This is a genomic window from Tatumella citrea (assembly GCF_002163585.1).
GTDB lineage: Bacteria > Pseudomonadota > Gammaproteobacteria > Enterobacterales > Enterobacteriaceae > Tatumella > Tatumella citrea.
In genome coordinates this window covers 1,573,036-1,593,527 of sequence record NZ_CP015579.1, presented here as the reverse complement: position 1 = coordinate 1,593,527, position 20,492 = coordinate 1,573,036, and the positions used below count along the sequence as shown (strand labels likewise).

Here is a 20,492-nt window from a genome sequence, read left to right as displayed (position 1 = left end):
CCTTTTCTCCTTTATGTTAGCTCCACATCAACCGGTAATACTGATCAACGAATTGAATAATGTGTCTGCCGTCTGCAGTACTTTGGTATTGGCGATGTAATATTGCTGGTATTGCGTCAACATTGAGTACTCTTCATCCAGGTTTACTCCGGAAACAGATTGTTGACGCTGGGTCAGCTGGTCAACCACCAGTTGTTGAGTATCACAGCTGCTTTGCAGGCTGCTGGTTTTATTCCCGACATAACTGACCATCGAACCGTAGGCCTGTGTCAGCGTGGCCTTGCCACCAACCATTTTCTCATCCTGCAACTCCAGCATTTTTTTGACATTACTGTTATCACTGGCTGCTCCGGTTTCTCCGGCTGCTGCAATCTGTGAGCCACTGGTCAGTGCCACCGAGAAATCACGACCGGCTTCACTGAGAGGTTTCACCAGGAAGCTGTCTTTTTCGGCCGGAGAACCATTTACGGTCAAATCCAGCCCGTCAAATGACAAATGGGTCTCTCCCTGGTCATCGCTTATTTGTGGGGTAATCGTTTGGTTATCGGAAAGCCGGGTCACCTTCCACTGCCCGCCCTGATAAGCCACACGGTAATCTGAAGCCTGCAGAGCACTGGTGTCTGAATACGCCGCACTGACTGAAGTATCTGAACTATTTTTACTGTTACCGAAAACCACCGGTGAACCAACAGTAAAAAAATCACTCCCTTCATTGCCATCACTGTCATAACCCTGGTGCTGGATCTGGTTCATCCTGGTGGCAAAGGTCACTGCCATTTGCCCCAACTGACTCTGAACACTGTCCAGGTCTTCGCTGCGAAATTTCAGCAAACCGCTCAGAGAACCACCGGTAAATAATTTATCCGGAAGCGGAGTATCACCCGCAGTCTTATCTGTGTAGCCAGGAACCAGCCGGGTAGGATCCGCCGCTGATGGCATGGCTTTCATCTGAGTTGTCTGATCCCCGTTTACCAGCGTCAAACCGTTGGGCAATGACACCACCATATTGCCGTCCTGCACAGAGACATTCACCGCGGTCAGATTATTAAGGTCACTTACCAGCTGATCACGTTGGTCCAGCAGGTTATTAGGGGCTTCACCGTTACCGGATAACCTGGCTATCTGTTTATTTAACGCAGCAATCTGCCGGGTATCTGAATTTATGCTGCTAATCGTATCGCTGATTTGGTCATTGGTATTTGATTGCAGATTATCCAGATACTGCTGCATGGTACGTAGTTGCCCGGCCAGTGACTGAGCATCACTGAACATTGCCTGACGGGCTGACGGGTCTTCTGCACTATCAATTACGTTCTGGATATTTTTAAAAAATGACTGGAATGAATCGGACAGGTCATTGCCGTTCATGGTCATCAGATTATCGATACCCGACAGCTGGGTATACTGGCTGCCGGCCGCGCTGTTCAGAGCGCTGGCAGTCCGTAACTGACGGGTAATCAGTTCATCATATTGTCTTTGCACACCATCCACTTTCACTCCATTGCCATACCAGGCATTACCACTGAATGTACTGTTGGCCTGTGCCAGTAATACCTGCTGCCGGTTATAACCGGCAACGGTGTAGTTGCTGATATTGGCACTGGTAATATTGAGTGCGGACTGAGCGGCGCTCAGACCGCTCATTGCGGAATTAATCAGAGCTGACATGCTGGTCTCCGGAAATCGGTTATGCCACAGGTCATCATTGGCCTGAGGCCTGGTTATCTGTTTCAGTTATCGGTTGAATTGCGGTGAACCTGAACAAAAATCAGAATAAATCGCGCAGATCACTTGTTACGTTCTGTACCGCCTGCTGGCTGCTCTGTTTAAGCTGACGGATCACTGAAATCAGTTTGCCCGCATAATGAGGATCGGTTGCATATCCTGCTGCCTGCAGGGCATGCGCCCCGGACTCAGCCGAACCCGCAGTCGTTACCTGACGGTAACGAGGATTGCTGGTCAGCAGGCGAGCATAATCCTCCAGAGCTTCACGGTAAGAGTGATAAACCCGGAAACTGGCCAGCTGTTTCGCAGCCATCCCTTGCTGATACTCGGTAGTCACCACCGTGGTTGTTTCTCCCTTCCAGTCACTACTGGCTTTAATTCCGAACACATTGAAGCTGGGTAAACCGTTATTGCGCAGTATTTGTCGGTGTCCCCAGCCGGTTTCCAGTGCAGCCTGAGCAAGGATAAGATGATGAGGAATACCACTAAGGTCACTGACCTGACGGGCGGGCTGTCGCAGACGTTGCAGAAACTCCTCCACTCCGGCAGAAGGCGCTGAAAAGTCAGGTACTGCCGCGCGGATCTGTTGCTGTATCGCCGTGGTCTGCGGCAATACAGCCCGCCGCTCATCTCCCAGAGGTAAAGGAACTGTGCCCGTTCGTTCATCGGGTTTCTCAGCAGGAACCATCTGCCGTGCAATCATCTCTGCCATACCCAGTCCCCGTCCCCCGGCCAACTGGGAGATTTGCTGGTCATAAAGCGAAGTAAACAACTTACCCTGCTGACTACCAAACAGCGGGTCCTCAGGCAGAGTCTCACGCATACTTTTCAGCATCATCTGCATAAACAAGCTCTCTACCTGACGGGCCACCGCCATTGCCTGAGTGCGGGGGTGGGCAATGGCCTCCCGCTTCAGTTTATCCAGCGCATTACTGTCATACGCTAAATCATTTACCGTATCGCCGATTTGCATTAAATGATCTCCAGCTTCGCTCGCAAGCATCCGGCCGACTGCATCGCCTGCAGGATAGACATCAGATCATTAGGTGTAGCCCCCAGCGTATTAAGCGCACGGATAACACTGTTGAGGGTGGCGCTGGCCTGTACATGCTGTAGTGCTCCCCCCTGTTGACGCATATCTATCGTCGTACGTGGCGTGGTGACAGTCTGTCCTCCGGCAAGCGGGGTATTCGGTTGGCTTACCTGCTGCTGGCGGTCAATAGTGACCGACAAACCGCCCTGCGCCACCGCACAGGTGCTGAGCTGAACCTCCCGGTTCATAACCACCGCGCCGGTTCGTGAGTTAATAATCACACGGGCATCTTCCACCGGCACCGTCACTTCCAGATTCTGTATGCCAGCCAGTAACTCCACCTGTTGAGTGTGCGAAGGCGAGGCTTTTACCCGGATAGTACTTCCGTCCAGCGGCGCAGCCGCCGGATAACCGGTATAACGATTAATCACATCAGCAATTCGCTGCGCAGTGGTGAAATCCTGCTGATTCAACTGCAATACAAGTTCATTGCGGGTACCAAAATCACTGGGCAGTTCACGTTCAACGATGGCGCCGCCGGTAATCCGCCCGCCATTTAACTGATTCACCTGCACGCTGCTGCCACCGGACTGGGCTCCGGCACCGCTCACCAGGATATTCCCCTGGGCCAGTGCATACACCTGATTATCCACCCCTTTCATCGGGGTCAACAGCAACGTGCCGCCGCGCAAACTCTTGGCGTTACCCATTGAAGAGACGACTACATCAATATTTTGTCCCTGATGAGCAAATGCCGGCAAACTGGCGGTAACCATTACAGCAGCCACATTTTTAAGCTGAATATTGGTCCCGCCAGGCACAGTGATTCCCAACTGTGACAACATATTGGTCATCGTCTGGGTAGTAAACGGGGTTTGCGTGGTCTGGTCACCCGTACCGTCCAGTCCCACCACCAGCCCGTAACCAATCAGCTGGTTTTCACGGACGCCCTGAACGGTGGTTAAATCGCGGATACGTTCCGCATGGGCGGGCAGACAAAGAACACAGCAGATCAGCAATTCGCTGGCCCGTCGAAATAATGCCATCATCAGTCCGGCCTCCTACATAGGGGAAACATTCAGGAAAAAGCGTTGCAGCCAGCCCATCTGTTGCGCTTCATTAATATAACCATTACCGACATATTCGATGCGGGCATCAGCAACTGATGTAGAAACCACAGAATTACTGGCATTGATGGTGCGTGGATTGACCACTCCGGAGAAACGAATAAATTCGGTGCCCTGATTAATCGCAATCTGTTTTTCACCGACTACATTGAGATTGCCGTTGGTCAGCACTTTATCCACGGTAACAGTAATGGTGCCGGTAAAGGTGTTATTCGCAGTCGCGCCTCCTTTTCCGTCAAAATCATGGCCACCACTGCCGTCAAAACTGGTTTTATCACCACCAAGAAGCCCGTTCAGGAAACGGGGAGTTGCGGTTAGCCCGAAACTGCTGCTGCCCTTGCGACTGGCATTACTGGAAGAACTCTTGCTGGCACTGACATTTTCCTGCAACACGATAGTCAGGGTATCGCCAATATTTCTTGGCCGACGGTCTTCAAACAGTGGCTGATAGCCATAACTGACAGGGGCAACTCCCTGAAATATTGAACCGTCCACCACCGGATTGCCCGGAGGCGGCGGTACCGCAGTAGTGGTGCCTTTTACCAGCGGGGTCTGTGGTATCAGGGCGCAACCGCCCGTCATCAGCAACAGGGCCGGGATCATTCCTTTGTACAAAGCAAACTTCGCCACAGTGGATCTCGCTCTTCAGAAATAATACACCGGCAGCCAGAGGCCACCGGCAGCCAGGATAATCAGAGTTGTGTCAGACGCTGTAGCATCTGATCTGAAGTACTGATTGCTTTGCTGTTAATTTCGTAAGCCCGCTGAGTCTGGATCATCGATACCAATTCTTCGGCAACATTGACGTTTGAGGTTTCAACATAGCCCTGATAGAGCAATCCCGCGCCATTCTGACCCGGAGTGCTTTCTGTCGGAGCTCCGGACGCCTGAGTTTCCTGATAGAGATTTTCTCCTTTACTGTCCAGACCAGCATCGTTAACAAAGGTATTCAGAGTGAGCTGACCCACCTGAGCGGCCTGGGTCTGACCGGGCTGAGTCACACTGACAACACCGTCACGTGAGATGGTAATACTCAGCGCATTTGCAGGAATGGTAATCCCTGGCTGAACCTGAAACCCGGTGTTATTCACCAGCTGACCATTCTGGTCTACCTGAAATGAGCCATCACGGGTATATGCCGAACTGCCATCCGGTAACAGCACCTGAAAGTACCCCTGGCCATTGATGGCAATGTCTTTGGCATTGTCGGTTTTTGACAGGTTGCCTTGCGCATGCAATCGTTCGGTCGTCACCGGGCGAACACCGGTGCCAATCTGTAGCCCTGAAGGTAAAGTATCCTGTTCGGAAGACTGGGTTCCGGGCTGGCGTAACGTCTGATAGATCAAATCTTCAAATACCGCCCGCGAACGCTTAAAGCCGTTAGTACTGACGTTTGCCAGATTATTGGAAATGACATCCATATTGGTCTGCTGAGCATCCAGACCGGTTTTTGCTATCCATAAAGAACGTATCATTGTCAGTCGGTTCCCTTAGCTATTTAATGACAATAACTGGTTGGCTTTCTGTTCGTTCTGGTCAACGCTGCCTATTACTTTCATCTGCATCTCAAAGCGTCTGGCCTGATTGATCATGGCCACCATAGTTTCGGCCGGGTTGACGTTACTACCCTCAAGTACCCCGGGCATCACCCGCAGATTCAGGTCAGCAGGTAAGACTGGTCCCGACTGCTGAACCACCTGTGGCGTTGGCCGAAAAAAACCATCGTCAGAACGTTGCAGGGTTGTCGGACCCGCATGAACCAGTTTCAGCCGTGCCACCTGTACAGTGGCATTGGGCTGATCTCCCGGGTTCAGAGCGGTAATTGAACCATCGGCAGCGATGGTCAGCTGCGCATTCTGAGGAAGCGCAATCGGCCCGTCTTCACCAATCACCGGGTGACCGGCAATGGTCAGCATTCCCTGTGAATCCAGCTGCATATTGCCGTTACGGGTATAAGCTTCGCTGCCATCAGCCATACGAATTGCCAGCCAGCCATCAGGCTCCACCGCAACATCCAGCGGACGTTCGGTGTAATCCAGCTTCCCGGCAGACATATCAGCCGCTGGTGTGGACGCAGCCACTAAGGTCCGGGTAGGTATCGTCGGCCCGTTCACCGGAACTGCCCGCATTGCACTGAGTTGCGCTCTGAAACCGGGAGTTGAGATATTTGCCAGATTGGCGGTGGTAATGGCCTGCATTTCCAGAGTCTGGCTGGCCCCTCCCATCGCGGTATAAATTGCATGATCCATTGCTCAGCCCTTCGCTTAACGCAGGTTAACCAGCGTGTTGAGGATCTGGTCCTGGGTCTTAATTGTCTGCGCATTTGACTGATAATTGCGTTGTGCCACTATCATATTGACCAGCTCTTTGCTCATATCCACATTGGATGCTTCAAGCGCTCCTGCAGTCAGTGAACCAAAGTTGCCAGTGTCTGCCACGCCAATCGCCGGCTGACCCGAGGCACTGGTTTCAGCCCAGACATTATCTCCCTGTGACTGAAGCCCCTCGGGGTTAGCAAAAGACGACAACACAATCTGTCCCAGTAACTGAGTTTTCTGATTGGAATAGGTACCGGTGATGGTGCCGTCTTCATTAACGCGATAGCCCGTCAGATCGCCCGGTGCAAATCCATCCTGCTCAGGACTACCAAATGTGCAGGTCCCGGTGTTCTGCTGCATACTATTCAGCATGCTCAGGGTGATCGACTGATTGGCGGCAGCACCATTGCTGCCCTGAATCACCAGCGTTTGTTGCGGTGCGCTGGTCAGTACCCCGTTCTCGTCAAACGTCATATCGAAAGAGGTACAGGCTTGTCCGGTGGTTGAATCTATCGGATTACAGGTCCATTGATTATCAGCATCTTTGACAAAGTAGAGGTCAAGCTGGTGCTGGTTCCCCTGCGAGTCAAATACCGTGACGGTACTTTTGGCATTGAAACTATCAACATCGGTAGGATCAAACGGTGTGACATCAGGAACCGAATCGGTCGAATTCAGGTTTGCCACCAGCGAGGCTTTGGTGGTGGCATTTGCCTGCATCTGGGTGTCCGGAATATTTAGCGGCCCCGGGTTCGCTCCGGTCTGAATTACTGCCGGAATACCACTGGCAGGATAACCGGTAACACTCAGCCCCGCAGTGTTCACCAGATTGCGGTTAGCATCGAGAGAAAACTGACCATTGCGTGAATAGTAAACATTACCGCTGGTATCAGTCAGGCGAAAAAAACCGTTACCACTCAGTGCCACATCCAGTGAACGCCCGGTAGAGGTCGTTGCCCCGTCCCCGAAGTCCTGAATCACTTTCGACACCTTGGTTCCCAGCCCGATTTGCGAGGCAGCAAACATATCGGCAAAGGCTGCCGTGCTGGCTTTAAAACCAGAAGTTGCTGAGTTGGCAATATTGTTACCAATGACATCCAGATTCGCTGAGGCGGCATTAAGGCCACTGACAGCCTGAGAGAAAGACATAATAGCTCCTGAGAGTGTTAAAGAATTTGACGTATCTGATCGAGAGTTGCGGTACCAAAAGCCCCGAGATTCAGTACTCCCGGATTACCGTTATCTCCCGGAGTGACCCCATAAACCCTGGCATAGCTCAGATTGGTCACATCTACCGGGGTATCATCGGTACTGGCACTGATGGTCACCGTGTATTTTCCTTCCGCAGCAGGACTACCGTCTTCACCGGTTCCGTCCCACTGGAAGGTATGTACTCCTGCATCCATACTTCCGAGATCCAGTTTCGCCACGACATTCCCGTTACTGTCGGTAATGGTGGCTACCGCATCACTGACGCTGACCGGAGTTTCCACCCCGAATGGCGTGGTGGTCATTCCGCCGTCATCAGAACTACTGTCTTTACCGGCGAGGATGCTATTGCCTGGCACCATAACGCCGTGACCGATCAGCAGGGTATTTTCCATCGACTGGCCCGCCGAAATTTGCCCGGACACAGAACTCAGTGTGGTATTGAGCTGTTCAATACCACTTAGTGTATTGATCTGTGCCAACTGCGAAGTCAGTTCGCTGTTATCCATCGGATTGGTGGGATCCTGATTTTTCAGCTGAGCCACCAGTAAAGTCATAAACTGATCCTGAAGGTCAGCGGCACTGTTGCCGTTGCTGCTGGTCGTGCTGTCGCGCATTACCGGCTGGCTGCTAACGTTGCCCACCGTGGAATTTATACTCATCGTTTTATCCTTTACTGGCCCAGAGTTAGTGTTTTCATCATCAGGCCTTTGACGGTATTCATCACTTCCACATTGGCCTGATAACTGCGTGAAGCAGAAATGGTGTTGACGGTTTCAGCAACCACATCCACGTTGGGCATGCGTATATAGCCTTTACCATCGGCCATGGGATCACCCGGCGCATAAACCAGTTTGAACGGAGCAGGATCATCCACTATTCCGGCCACGTGTACCCCGCCGGCACCGGTCATGGCAGAAGCATTGCTGCGAAAAATGACCTGTTTTGCCCGGTAAGGCTGTCCGTCCGGCCCTGTACGACTGTCAGCATTAGCCAGGTTACTGGCACTGACATTCAGTCGTTGCGACTGCGCCGTCAGTGCTGACCCCGAGATATCGAAAATAGAAAAGAGGCTCATACCGTCAGTTATCCTTGCATTACGCTGATCATCTGTTTGATTTGTGAAGATAAAATTGTCAGATCGGTTTGATACTTCACACTGTTATCGGCGAACTGCACCCGCTCTCTGTCCATATCGACGGTATTACCGTCAGCGGCGGGCTGGTCTGGCACGCGGTACAGTAAATCCGGGTGAGTGACAGAGTGACTTTGTGCAGCAATGTGTCGTCCGGAAGTCAGACTGAGTGACAGCGCCTGAGAATGTGGTGATTGCTGCCGGATGGCGTGAGCCAGCTGCGCAGTAAAATCAATGTCTCTGGCCTGATAGCCGGGAGTATCTGCATTGGCAATGTTAGACGCGAGTATCTTCTGGCGCTGATCGCGTAGATTTAGAGCCTGGCTGGCAAAGCTCAGGCTGGCATCCAGTCTGTCGGACATAGGTCCCTCCGGTGAAAAAATGAGTTAGCCCAGAATACGGGACCAGAGCAGCAGGACATCGGCAGAATAGCCAAAAAAAACAACCCTAGTTTAGCGATTGAGAATTGCAGTTAATGCATAAAATTAATCTAAATTACAGTCAATTAGAGTTGTCACTTCATGAAAAAATGTCTGTTTTTACAGTTGCTAATCCCGGCATTTTTCGCTCACGCCGACAGCCTGTCACAGCAGCTAAATACATATTTCGCCGGCCGGGATCCGCAATATGCTGCTGGTATGCAGGTGATCGTCCGAACCCCGGAACCACAGTGGCCGCACTGCACTCAGCCAGTATTTAGCCTGCCCGGAAACAGCCAGCGTTGGGGACGAATGACTATTGCCGCACGTTGCGGACAGCGACGACATTTTCTACAGATCGAACTCCGGGTTACCGGTAAATATTACGTTTCAGCGCAAGCCATCAGCCGGGGCGGTCTGGTTAACCGGCAAATGCTGTCAGTGCGGAGCGGAAGGTTAGATACTCTTCCGGCACGCACCTTACTGTTCCCCGAAACACTGTTGCCAGCTATCGCACTGCAGTCTGTTCCACCAGGTAAGGTGATTATTTCCAGCCTGTTCAGGCAACCCTGGCAGGTAAAAAGTGGCGACAATGTTCAGATTGAACTGTCTGGTGAGGGGTTCAGCGCCAGCGCGGCAGGTACCGCACTGAATAATGCCGCTGCCGGTGGCGAGGTCAGAGTTCGTACCGAAAACGGACAGATCGTTAATGCGCTGGTCGATGTCCACGGAAAGCTGAGGGTAAAGATCAATTAAGGCAGAACTTAAACCTAATGTTCTGACGTCAGTTGCCGATAATCCGGGTATCCCGCCTGAATGTCCCGGCGGTGTACCATCCGAAATGGAGCGAAAATTATGAGCATTGATAAAACCCCGCCAGCCACAGTGATAAAACCGACAGTTAAGCCGCGAGGTCCGGTCATTCTGCAGCGGGATACCTCACCGGCACCTGATACCCGGTCCCCGGCGCCACGGATTAACCTTCGAAAAACGCAGCAGATGCTGCACTGTGACAATAGCCAGGACATCCGCCAGTCCCGGGTAGACGAAATACGCCAGGCTCTGGCTGAGGGCAGCTACCAGACTGACAGCAGTGCTATCGCCCGTGGGATAGCCGGAAGCCTGTTAAGGATGGAAAGTGATGCAGACTAGTATCAGCGGGTCGCTGGTGATTATTCTACAGAATATGCGGCAGGTGATTGCCTCACTGCAACTAATGATGCAGAAAGAACAGCAGGAACTGAGCAGCGCCCGGCCTGACAGTTACCGGTTACAAAGCCTGACTGAGGATAAACAGGCCGCACTCAATACCCTGAGCTATCTCGATGACCGTTTGTCAGAGACAGGAAATAAAAGCGGTTTAACCGCCCCGTTTGCGCAGTCTGAAGAGCTAAATTCGTTGTGGCTGGACCTGTGTCGTGAGTTGTCAGTTTTACAGCAAACCAATCAGCATACCGGCCTGCTTTTACAACAGCAGATGCAGTGGACACAACAAGCGTTGGCAGTGTTAGCCCCGCTTAAAAACCAGCATTTTTACGGCCCGGATGGCCAGGCCAAATAACAGATAAAAAAGTGTCGTCATCCATTCCCGGACCAGGGACGCTCCCCCTGTCCGGTGTTTTTTTATCTGAATTTCGCACCCGGCTGATAAACCGGTACAGCCTTGATAAGGCTGTAAGTTATGAATATCTGATGTGATTCACAGAGAAAGCAGTCAACGAACAGACGACCAAAGGAAGGAAAATGACCGGCAGTCACAGGACTGAAACTACCGGTCAGGTTGCATCAGGTCAGGCTTCGACGGGCAAAATCTTTCACTCTGAAGCCCAGCAGCCCGAGGCTGCCAAAATAGACGGCACCACCGACCGCACACACTCCGGCAAGTCGCAGGATACGCCACACCATCTCACCTTCACCCCATGACGGCATGTAATGCAGCACAATACATAACACCGAAGCCATAATCAGTACCGAGATGATCAGCCGGACCAGAAAACTGGTCCAGCCAGGCTGTGGCTGGAAGAAGTTTTTCTTACGTAATTGCCAGAACAGCAGTGCCGCATTCAGACACGCTGCCAGACCAATCGACAGTGATAATCCGGCATGTTTCAGCGGGCCGATAAATGCCAGGTTCATGATTTGTGTTGAAATCAGAGTCACGATGGCAATCTTCACCGGAGTCTTGATGTCCTGACGGGAGTAAAAACCCGGTGCCAGCACTTTCACCACAATCAAACCAACCAGGCCCACAGAATAAGCCACCAGTGCCCGTTGGGTCATCAGTGCGTCAAACGCGGTGAATTTACCGTACTGGAACAGTGCTGAGGTCAATGGCCCGGCCAGGATACCAATGGCGACCGAGCTGGGGATTGCCAGTAACAGGCATAACCGCAATCCCCAGTCCATCAGGTGAGAATATTCGGTAAAATTGCCACTGGAAAAACTGCGCGATAGTGACGGCAGCAGTATCGTTCCAAGCGCCACCCCAAGAACTCCCGAAGGAAACTCCATCAGGCGATCAGCGTAGTACATCCATGAGACAGAACCTGACACCAGAAATGAAGCAAATATGGTGTTGATGATCAGTGAAATCTGACTGACAGAAACCCCGAGAATGGCAGGCCCCATCTGACGTAAAACCCGCCATACACCAGCATCACGCAGGTTTATACGTGGTAAAACCAGCATACCGATTTTACGCAAATGCGGCAGCTGGTAACCGAGCTGTAATACCCCACCAACAACCACCGCCCACGCCAGTGCCATGACATGCGGATGAAACCAGGGAGCAGCCACCAGCGCAAAGAAAATCATGCTCACATTCAGTAAGGTCGGAGCAAACGCCGGTACAGAAAAACGGTTCCAGGTATTCAGAATAGCGCCAATTAAGGAGGCTATCGAAATAAGCAGAATATACGGAAAAGTCACCCGCAACAGAGCCGTGGTCAGTGCAAACTTATCGGCGGTGTCTGCGAAACCCGGGGCCGTAATATAGATGACCCAGGGAGCGGCGAGCATTCCCAGTAACGTAACTACCGCCAGTACCAGTGTCAGTAATCCGGAAACATACGACACAAAAACACGGGTAGCTTCTTCACCCTGTTTATTCTTGTATTCAGCCAGAATCGGCACGAATGCCTGAGAGAATGCTCCTTCAGCGAAGATGCGACGCAACAGATTGGGTAATTTAAATGCGACAAAGAAGGCATCAGTTGCCATCCCTGCCCCAAAAACCCGGGCAACAATTGCATCGCGGGCAAAGCCCAGCACGCGCGAAAACAGCGTCATAGAACTGACAGCAGCCAGTGATTTAAGCAAATTCATAAGTGTTCAGACATCCTGCAATTTCGACATTTATGTCCCGAACGGTAGTCAGGCTTCCGTCCAGTGGCTCGCTCATCCAGCGAACCGGCGTTAGTCTACTGAGGCTGATAAAAATCACCAGCCATGTTTGTTACAAGACATGAGTCATCAGTATTTATCAGCACTGCCTTCCGCCCAGGTCAGTGCTGTCAGCACGTGGTCTTCCCAGACGCCATTAATTAATAAATACTGACGCGCATAGCCTTCCTTCTCGAATCCCAGCCTGGCCAGCAGATTGCCACTGCGCTGATTACGTGGCATATAATTTGCCATAATGCGGTGAATTTTATGCTGTCGTTGCATATAACGAATAGCTGCCTGCAACGCTTCCTGCATTAGCCCCTGCCCCTGCCATTTTTCGCCCAGCGAGTAGCCCAGGTAACAGGCATAAAAACAGCCCCGCACCACATTGCTAAAATTCGCGACACCCATCACTTCCTGCTCGGCAGGATCCAGCAGGATAAAATAGTAGGCAGATCCCTGACGTTGCTGCTCAGTCATGATCGAAAGACGGGTCTGCCAGCCGGAAGGCTGAAAATAGCTCTGGTCACGGATAGGCTCCCATGGCGTCAGGTAAGCACGGTTACCTGCATAGTAATCTGCCATTCGCCACGCATCACGATCGTTCACCAAACGCACCACCATCCGGTCAGTTGTCAGACTCACCCGCGATGATGCTGTACGATATCCAAACATAAATACTCCCTGACTGATGAGCAGATAATAGGCGGCACTGTCCTTTCTGACCGGCCGGCAGGATATGTTAATACCAGCAGTGAATTTATCCCATTAAAAACGCACTGTTTTGCGACTATTCTGCACCACTGTCGGCTACTTCTGACAACAGCTGTAACATCGCCATCCTGGCCCTGCGGATGACACTCCCCGATAACTCAGGCAAAATGTTTCCCGGCCAAGCGAGTATGTTATCTGTAAGTTGAGGAATAAATGCGTAAATTTGTTATCTGCCTGTCGGTTTTTTTTGCAGCATTGCTGCTCAGTGGCTGTAATCATCTGACAGAATATTCAATCAGTGAACAGCAAGTGAACAAAGAACTTCAAAAGCATGATAATTATCAGAAAGATATTGGAGTTAACGGGCTGGCAAACGCTCACATAGCCCTGAGCAATCTGCAGGCAGCCATCGGCCGGGAAGAACCCAATAAAGTCACTCTCTCCGGAACGGCAGATATCCGGTTACAGTCTCTGTTTGGTTCACAGCATGCTGCTGTTAATCTGAAAATGAAAGCACAGCCGGTATTTGATCCACAACAGTCAGCAATCTATCTGCAGGATTTGCAAATTACCGATACACAAGTGACTCCGGATAAACTGCACGATGTCATTAACGCGCTGATGCCGCTATTAAATCAGTCTCTGAAGGATTATTTTGAACATCACCCTGCTTATGTCCTGAGTGCTGATCACAGTACCGCTGAGGCGTTGGCAAAAAAACTGGCTAAAGGTCTCGAAGTTAAGCCTGGCGAGCTGGTGATCTCCCTGACACAGTAAGCCCCGTTAACATAAACACCCCTGTGGCATAAAATCAGTACAAATAATCAGTGCATTCCTGCCACGGGGGCTTTATTCTTAGTCCCCGGTAAAAACCCGCAAACGTTTACTTTCCACGCCGGAGCCTGATGCATGACTGCCCATCCAGAAAAGATCACTTTACGCCGTCCCGATGACTGGCATATCCATTTACGTGATGACGAAATGCTGAACACCGTTCTGCCCTATACCAGTGAGGTATTTGGCCGCGCGATAGTCATGCCTAACCTTGTTCCTCCTGTCACCAGCGTGGCGGCAGCCAAAGCTTACCGTGAACGTATTCTGGCAGCGTTGCCGGCAGAACATCGTTTTGAACCGCTGATGACCTGCTATCTGACAGACTCCCTGGACCCGGATGAAATCGAAACCGGCTTTCGCGATAAAGTATTCACAGCAGCCAAGCTCTACCCGGCGCACGCTACCACCAATTCCAGTCATGGAGTTACCAGTATTCAGCATATTGCCGGAGTACTGGATCGTATGCAGTCACTGGGAATGCCGTTACTGATTCATGGCGAAGTGACAGATTCACATGTCGATATCTTTGACAGAGAAGCACGGTTTATCGAGCAGGTACTGATTCCGTTACGTAACCAGTTCCCTGAGTTACGGGTAGTGATGGAACATATCACCACTAAAGATGCCGCAGAGTACGTCAGTGCCGGGGATCAGAATCTGGGTGCCACCATTACCCCTCAGCATCTGATGTTCAACCGTAACCATATGCTAAGCGGCGGAATCCGCCCACATCTGTACTGCTTGCCAATCCTGAAACGCAACATCCATCAGGAAGCATTACGTGCTGTCGTAGCCAGTGGTCATCCTCGTTTCTTCCTCGGGACTGACACGGCACCGCATCTGCGCCACCGTAAAGAAGCCAGTTGTGGTTGTGCAGGGGTGTTTAACGCACCAAGCGCACTGCCAGCCTACGCGACCGTATTCGAAGAGCTGGGTGCTCTCCAACACCTGGAAGCGTTCTGTTCACTGAATGGCCCGCAGTTTTACGGATTACCGGTGAGTACCGAAACCGTGACCCTGCAGCGCCAGCCCTGGACCGTGCCAGAAACAGTCACCGCGGGTGATGATGTTCTGATCCCTTTCCTGGCTGGAGAAACTCTGAACTGGTCAGTGGTCGCCTGAACTTCAGAGAATGCTTGATCTAAATCACACTATACTGTAATTATATACAGCATAAACTAATGCCGCCGGCAGGTTGCTGTGCCGGTAGCTTTTCTGTTGTCACTGACAACGATGTCACGATTAAGCGTTAATACGCCTGCCGGGTGTCGCCATCCGGTTTTTTTATTCTCACTACCTGACGGGTCTGCGACTGGACGTAGGGTGTTCTGTTGCCTATTCTTTTTTCCAGTATGTTTTTTTAAGGGAAGAATGAGCGATGAATAACAGTAAGCCTGAAGAGGCCATGACGTTTGGCGAGTTACTGACCCTAATCCATCAACAACAGCAGCGATTGCAGGTGCTGGAAAGCAGTTTCTCGCAACTAATTACTCTGCTTAGCCCGGGGCTGCAACAGCAGCTGGTAAGCTATCTGTCTGTCCAGGCCGGAGTTTTGGAAAACGAACCTGATCTGCAGAAACAATATGCCGATCTTGCCTCTGATATCCAGAACCGCACGTTGCCAGACAGTACAGTAAGCCCAGACATCCCCGGATGATTTGCACTGTTGTTTTCTCAGGCTGCTTAGCAAAATTTTATCGTAGTTCTCCCGGTTTTCAGGATACATGTTATAATTAGATTGCCTTGTATCATGTTTATGAAGGCTGGATTTAAACCTCATTCTACACGTCGTTTAACGAGTAATCAGGGGGTTTTATGGATAGAGAGAACGATGTTATTCAGACCCATTCATTGGTCGGCTGGGATATTAGTACTGTCGATGTCTATGATGCGATGATGATTCGCCTGCATTCACTGTCTTCGTTACAACAGAAGGAAGAAGAAGCGGATATCGGACCGACATACTGGTTAACCACCGACGTTGCACGACAGTTTATATCGATACTTGAAGCCGGTATCGCCAAGATAGAATCCGCAGAAAACCGGACCGGGCAACCTTCCCGACATTAATCTCTCATCTGCAGGCACCCTGACGGGTGCCTTTATTGTTGTTATCACCCCCCGCTCTGTTATCCTGTTTCTCCGCACTTTCACAGGGGATTAACGGGTAATGATTTACGATTTAATAATTGCCGGCAGCGGGTCTGCCGGAGCGGCGGCAGGTTATTATGCCAGCCAGGCAGGGCTGAAAGTGCTAATGATCGACGCTCATCATCCTCCTCACACTGAAGGATCACATCACGGCAAAAGCCGGCTGATTCGTTATGCCTATGGCGAAGGTGAAAAATATTTACCTCTGCTGCTGCGATGCCAGACATTGTGGCAGGAATTCGAGCAACACGCCGGGGTGAAAATCCTGCATCCCTGTGGCGTACTGAATGCCGGACCACAGGGTTCTGAGTTTATGAATAATATCCTGCAAAGCGCTGAACGCTGGTCACTAAATACCGAAACACTTACCGCTGCCGCAGCACAACAACGCTGGCCGGAAATTACCCTGCCAGAGCATTTTCAGGTGGTATTTGAAACAGATGCCGGTTACCTGGACGCTGAGCCTGCCATCGAACACTGGGTGCGTTTAGCCCGCGAACAAGGTTGTGGTCAGTTGTTTAACTGTCCTGTCAGTGCGGTCACCCAGCAGGATAATCTGCAAAAGGTTCAGACCGCTGACGGAGAATACTTTGCAAAAAAACTACTGATCAGTTGCGGTACCCGCGTACAAAGCTTGCTCCCTTCATTACCGGTAATGCCGACCCGTAAAGTCTTTGCCTGGTTTCAGGCAGATGGCCGCTACAGTGAAAATAACCATTTCCCGGGCTTTAGTATTGAGCTGGATGATGGCAGCCAGTATTACGGTTTTCCTGCACAGGACAACGCCCTGAAAGTAGGTCGCCACGATGGCGGACAACCATTGTCACTGGATCAACCACGCCCGGCATTTGGTAGTGAGGCCAGCGATGGCAGCGAATGTTTTCGCTTTCTGCGGCAATGCCTGCCGGGAGTTGGTGGTTGTCTGTATGGTGAATCGTGCAGTTACGATATGTCACCGGATGAGGACTTTATTATTGATACGCTGCCGGGAAACCCTGGCTGCCTGGTCATTACAGGGCTGAGCGGACATGGTTTCAAATTTGCGCCATTATTTGGTGAAATTGCCAGCCAGTTTGCTGCCGGACAGCCACTGCCAGACAACCTGTCGCCTTTCTCACTGAGCCGCTTTAACGGCTAAGATTTACCCTGCTGCACAGCCAGCCTGCAGTGCAGCAGGGTGAAAACAGTTTGCCTGTTTTTCATCTGACTGTAACTTTCACAAAAATGTCATCTTTATCTCACTGGCCGGTAAACACTGGCTCTTTACGGGGTTATTACACTTCATCCCCCTTATCTGCTCAGCACTGTAATAATTCCTTAATCTGACCCTTATAGGATTCAGCCTGCTTTCACCCTGATGAAACTATTAAGGTTATCTGCAATGAAAAAACCAGAACAAGAGCAGCAAGACGACAACGGAATTCAACCCGAAGCACAGTCATCCAATCCGGATAATCCCGCCCGTCGCCGTTTCCTTGCCGGAGCCTCAGTTATCGGCCTCAGCTCGGGGATTCTGCCACTGGCCGGAGCTAAAGCCGCCCCTGCTCATGAGCACATTGCTTTGAGCAAACTGCCTGCGAAACAACAGGATCAGTTACTGAGAAAGCATATTCGCAATATTGTGGTTATCTATGCAGAAAACCGCAGTTTTAATAATCTGTTTGCCAATTTTCCCGGGGTAAGTCAGCCACTGGCCGAACTTCGCCCTGAGCATTATCAGCAGCGTGACCGCGATGGTTCAGAGCTCAGTCACTTCCCGCCGGTCTGGAAAGGACTGGTCCCGGATGAACAGACGGTAAACCATACCGTGTATCATGTGGCCGAAGATGCCGCCTATATGCAGCAGTTGCCTAACGAACCGTTTCCGCTTAAAGGGCCTGACGGTGAAGCATTGCCACAAGGTGTTATCACCCGTGATTTATGGCATGTGTTCTATCAGAACCAGATGCAGATTAATGGCGGGAAGAATGACAAGTTCGTTGCCTGGGCCGATTCAGGTGCCCTGACGATGGGCTATTACGGTGACAGCGCCTATAACATGCGTTTATGGAACCTGGCCCAGGAATATACCCTGTGTGACAACTTCTTCCAGGGCGCCTTTGGCGGCTCGTTCCTGAATCATCAGTATCTGGTGTGTGCCCGTCCTCCGTTTTATCCGGATGTGCATCAGTCGCCTGCCAAAGACCAGGTCGCAACACTGATGAGTGATGATCCTGCCGATCCTCGCCTTAAACCGAAAGATGATTCTCCGGCCAGTGCATTGCAGGGAATACCGAAATTCGGACCCAGCCAGCTGACTCCGGATGGTTTTGCTGTTAATACCATGCTGCCTCCGTACTGGCCATCAGGCAGCCGCGATAAAAATAATCCGGCACTGGCTGATATGTCCTCCCCGAAAACCCTGCCGCCTCAGACCCACCAGCATATTGGTGATCTGCTTTCGGAAAAAGGGATTGACTGGGCCTGGTATGCTGGCGGCTGGCAGTTTGCGGTTGACGGTAAAAAAGACAGTACCACCTTCCCTGCGCGCCCGGATTTCCAGTTGCATCATCAGCCACTGAACTATTTTGCTGATTTGGGCCCTGAACATCCGGAACAGCGTAACCAGCATCTGCGTGATGGCGGGTTAGGTGACAGTGCTGAAACGAATAAATTCCTGGCGGATGTGGATGCCGGTAAATTACCTCCGGTCACCTTCTATAAACCTCAGGGTAACCTGAATATGCATGCCGGTTATTCCGATGTCGAATCCGGTGACCGTCATATCGCGCATATCGTTAACCGCCTGCAGAAGAGCCCGCAGTGGGAAAACACTCTGGTAGTCATTACCTTTGATGAAAACGGTGGCTGGTGGGATCATGTGGCACCGCCTAAGGGTGACCGCTGGGGTCCGGGTACACGTATTCCTGCGCTGGTCGTTTCGCCGTATGCTCTGAAAGGTCATGTGGAACATACTCAGTATGATACGGGTTCTATTCTGCGTTTGATTACCCGTGTGTTTGATTTACCACAACTGCCGGGCCTGAAAACCCGTGATGAAGGGCTGGCAAAAAATGGCTCTAAACCGATGGGCGATTTAACCGAGATCCTGCGGTTCCCGGGCTGATTTTCTAAAAACGCCTAAAAAAAACGCCTGACTTTGTCAGGCGTTTTTATTGGTGGGTTACTCTGGTTTCACCGGTTGTGGCAGTGTCATACGCAATACCCCCCGCGATTTATTGAAAATCTTGTTACTGGTCTCTCGCCCGGCACGACGCAACCGTTGCTCTTCCGGCGACAGCTGAGACTCTTCCATGCACATCGGGCTGCAGCAGCCATGATATTTTTCAGCGCATTCTGCACACTGAATAAACAACAAATGGCAGCCATCATTCAGACAATTAACATGTGTATCACAGGGAGCACCACACTGATGGCAATGCGCCAGTACGTCATCAGAAATTCTTTCCCCCATCCGCTCGTCAAAGACAAAATTCTTGCCTTTAAAACGAACCGGCAACCCTTGTTCACGGGCCCGGCGGGCGTACTCAATAATTCCGCCTTCGATATGGTAAACATTTTCAAAACCATTGTGCCGCATCCAGGCACTGGCTTTCTCGCAACGGATCCCGCCGGTGCAATACATGACAATTTTTTTGTCTTTCTGTTGCTCCAGCATTTCGACCGCCATCGGCAGCTGATCACGGAAGGTATCTGCCGGAATCTCCATCGCATTATCGAAATGACCCACTTCATATTCATAGTGGTTACGCATATCGACAAATACAGCATCAGGATCATCCAGCATCTGGTTTACCTGATCGGCTTTCAGATAATCCCCGACATCTGCGGCATTAAAACTGCTGTCTTCAATTCCGTCAGCCACAATCCGGTCACGAACTTTAAGCCGCAGAACCCAGAATGATTTCCCGTCATCGTCCAGGGCTATATTCATTCGCAGATTATTCAGTGCCGGATCAAAATGATACAGCGCCTGCTTCATCTCTTCGTAACGACTCGCGGGCACACTAATCTGGGCATTAATCCCTTCATGTGCCACATAAATCCGGCCAAAAACCTGCAAAGCAGTCAATAACTGATAGAGGTTGTCGCGGAATATCTGAGGATCGTTAATCTGAAAATATTTATAGAAAGACACGGTAGTGCGCGGTTCAACTTCCGCCAGCATCCGTTCTTTAAGCTCTTTATTTGAAACAAGGTTATGCAACACTGGCATGGTGTTCTTTCCTGTCATCTATACTGTTATCTGAGGGCCGGTATGATACCTGAATTGTTATCTGCACAAAATGATCCTGCCATTTTCTTTGACAATTCATGCTAAATCAACGGCCCGGAACCTTTTGCAGGCGCCCGGTGGCCAGGATCGTCCGTTTTCGGTTTGCCAAAAAAATGGCACAATAGTCAGAAATTCAGGGGAAATGATTCTCCTGCCGGGATAAAAAC

The 20,492-nt window shown here is 51.0% G+C and carries 22 protein-coding genes; 9 read left to right on the top strand and 13 right to left on the bottom strand.

The features are described from left to right. Nucleotides 1-27: 27 nt before the first annotated feature. The 10 genes from flgK to flgB all read right to left on the bottom strand — a co-directional run bounded on the left by flgK (nt 28) and on the right by flgB (nt 8,909). Nucleotides 28-1,668: a flagellar hook-associated protein FlgK gene (flgK, locus tag A7K98_RS07565; protein WP_087487996.1), complete on the bottom strand. Its 1,641-nt coding sequence runs from the start codon at nt 1,666-1,668 to the stop codon at nt 28-30. 100 nt (nt 1,669-1,768) lie between these two features. Beyond that, nucleotides 1,769-2,698 (bottom strand): flagellar assembly peptidoglycan hydrolase FlgJ, encoded by a 930-nt coding sequence (flgJ, locus tag A7K98_RS07560; protein ID WP_232461603.1) that lies wholly within the window; start codon nt 2,696-2,698, stop codon nt 1,769-1,771. After that, on the bottom strand, nt 2,698-3,807 hold the full coding sequence (locus A7K98_RS07555; protein ID WP_232461602.1) for a flagellar basal body P-ring protein FlgI: 1,110 nt from the start codon (nt 3,805-3,807) through the stop codon (nt 2,698-2,700). The genes flgJ and A7K98_RS07555 overlap by 1 nt, the downstream gene beginning before the upstream one ends. A 12-nt stretch (nt 3,808-3,819) precedes the next feature. Next, nucleotides 3,820-4,488: a flagellar basal body L-ring protein FlgH gene (locus A7K98_RS07550; RefSeq protein WP_087490412.1), complete on the bottom strand. Its 669-nt coding sequence runs from the start codon at nt 4,486-4,488 to the stop codon at nt 3,820-3,822. Between the two features lie 89 nt (nt 4,489-4,577). Continuing rightward, a complete protein-coding gene (gene flgG, locus A7K98_RS07545; RefSeq protein ID WP_087487993.1) occupies nt 4,578-5,360 on the bottom strand; it encodes a flagellar basal-body rod protein FlgG in 783 nt (260 codons plus the stop codon). 15 nt (nt 5,361-5,375) lie between these two features. After that, nucleotides 5,376-6,134: a flagellar basal body rod protein FlgF gene (locus A7K98_RS07540; protein WP_087487992.1), complete on the bottom strand. Its 759-nt coding sequence runs from the start codon at nt 6,132-6,134 to the stop codon at nt 5,376-5,378. Nucleotides 6,135-6,149: 15 nt separating this feature from the next. Beyond that, nucleotides 6,150-7,352: a flagellar hook protein FlgE gene (flgE, locus tag A7K98_RS07535; RefSeq protein WP_087487991.1), complete on the bottom strand. Its 1,203-nt coding sequence runs from the start codon at nt 7,350-7,352 to the stop codon at nt 6,150-6,152. Nucleotides 7,353-7,369: 17 nt separating this feature from the next. After that, nucleotides 7,370-8,074, bottom strand: coding sequence for a flagellar hook assembly protein FlgD (locus tag A7K98_RS07530; protein WP_087487990.1), 705 nt, complete (start codon nt 8,072-8,074; stop codon nt 7,370-7,372). Between the two features lie 11 nt (nt 8,075-8,085). Then, on the bottom strand, nt 8,086-8,490 hold the full coding sequence (flgC, locus tag A7K98_RS07525; RefSeq protein ID WP_087487989.1) for a flagellar basal body rod protein FlgC: 405 nt from the start codon (nt 8,488-8,490) through the stop codon (nt 8,086-8,088). Between the two features lie 8 nt (nt 8,491-8,498). Beyond that, complete coding sequence (flgB, locus tag A7K98_RS07520) at nt 8,499-8,909, bottom strand: flagellar basal body rod protein FlgB (protein ID WP_087487988.1); 411 nt, start codon at nt 8,907-8,909, stop codon at nt 8,499-8,501. A gap of 159 nt (nt 8,910-9,068) precedes the next feature. Between flgB and flgA the strand changes: the two genes are divergently transcribed. The 3 genes from flgA (at nt 9,069) to flgN (ending at nt 10,527) form a co-directional block, all read left to right on the top strand. Continuing rightward, entirely contained in the window at nt 9,069-9,722 is a 654-nt protein-coding gene (gene flgA / locus A7K98_RS07515; protein WP_087487987.1) for a flagellar basal body P-ring formation chaperone FlgA, read from the top strand. 99 nt (nt 9,723-9,821) lie between these two features. Then, complete coding sequence (gene flgM / locus A7K98_RS07510; protein WP_157665897.1) at nt 9,822-10,118, top strand: flagellar biosynthesis anti-sigma factor FlgM; 297 nt, start codon at nt 9,822-9,824, stop codon at nt 10,116-10,118. Further along, the gene (gene flgN, locus A7K98_RS07505) at nt 10,108-10,527 is read left to right on the top strand and encodes a flagellar export chaperone FlgN (protein WP_087487985.1); all 420 of its coding nucleotides are present in this window, start codon (nt 10,108-10,110) and stop codon (nt 10,525-10,527) included. The genes flgM and flgN overlap by 11 nt, the downstream gene beginning before the upstream one ends. 224 nt (nt 10,528-10,751) lie before the next feature. On the opposite strand, the gene murJ is transcribed toward flgN, so the two are convergent. Together murJ and rimJ are read right to left on the bottom strand one after the other, a co-directional pair. Further along, entirely contained in the window at nt 10,752-12,290 is a 1,539-nt protein-coding gene (gene murJ, locus A7K98_RS07500; protein ID WP_087487984.1) for a murein biosynthesis integral membrane protein MurJ, read from the bottom strand. Between the two features lie 147 nt (nt 12,291-12,437). Continuing rightward, the gene (rimJ, locus tag A7K98_RS07495; RefSeq protein WP_087487983.1) at nt 12,438-13,025 is read right to left on the bottom strand and encodes a ribosomal protein S5-alanine N-acetyltransferase; all 588 of its coding nucleotides are present in this window, start codon (nt 13,023-13,025) and stop codon (nt 12,438-12,440) included. 252 nt (nt 13,026-13,277) lie between these two features. On the opposite strand from rimJ, the gene A7K98_RS07490 reads away from it, so the two are divergent. The 6 genes from A7K98_RS07490 to acpA all read left to right on the top strand — a co-directional run bounded on the left by A7K98_RS07490 (nt 13,278) and on the right by acpA (nt 19,155). Further along, nucleotides 13,278-13,841: a lipoprotein gene (locus A7K98_RS07490; protein WP_087487982.1), complete on the top strand. Its 564-nt coding sequence runs from the start codon at nt 13,278-13,280 to the stop codon at nt 13,839-13,841. Nucleotides 13,842-13,973: 132 nt separating this feature from the next. After that, nucleotides 13,974-15,020, top strand: coding sequence for a dihydroorotase (gene pyrC / locus A7K98_RS07485; protein ID WP_087487981.1), 1,047 nt, complete (start codon nt 13,974-13,976; stop codon nt 15,018-15,020). A gap of 256 nt (nt 15,021-15,276) precedes the next feature. After that, nucleotides 15,277-15,555, top strand: a complete 279-nt coding sequence (locus A7K98_RS07480) for a hypothetical protein (protein WP_087487980.1) — start codon at nt 15,277-15,279, stop codon at nt 15,553-15,555. A 158-nt stretch (nt 15,556-15,713) separates the two neighbouring features. Continuing rightward, nucleotides 15,714-15,968 carry a biofilm formation regulator BssS gene (gene bssS, locus A7K98_RS07475; protein WP_087487979.1) on the top strand — a complete coding sequence of 85 codons (255 nt, stop codon included), beginning with the start codon at nt 15,714-15,716 and terminating at the stop codon, nt 15,966-15,968. A gap of 100 nt (nt 15,969-16,068) precedes the next feature. After that, on the top strand, nt 16,069-17,187 hold the full coding sequence (solA, locus tag A7K98_RS07470) for an N-methyl-L-tryptophan oxidase (RefSeq protein WP_087487978.1): 1,119 nt from the start codon (nt 16,069-16,071) through the stop codon (nt 17,185-17,187). A gap of 243 nt (nt 17,188-17,430) precedes the next feature. Then, nucleotides 17,431-19,155 carry an acid phosphatase gene (acpA, locus tag A7K98_RS07465; protein ID WP_087487977.1) on the top strand — a complete coding sequence of 575 codons (1,725 nt, stop codon included), beginning with the start codon at nt 17,431-17,433 and terminating at the stop codon, nt 19,153-19,155. A 57-nt stretch (nt 19,156-19,212) separates the two neighbouring features. Here the strand turns inward: acpA and trhO are convergent, their stop codons facing one another. Further along, nucleotides 19,213-20,265: an oxygen-dependent tRNA uridine(34) hydroxylase TrhO gene (gene trhO, locus A7K98_RS07460; RefSeq protein WP_087487976.1), complete on the bottom strand. Its 1,053-nt coding sequence runs from the start codon at nt 20,263-20,265 to the stop codon at nt 19,213-19,215. Nucleotides 20,266-20,492 lie beyond the last annotated feature (227 nt).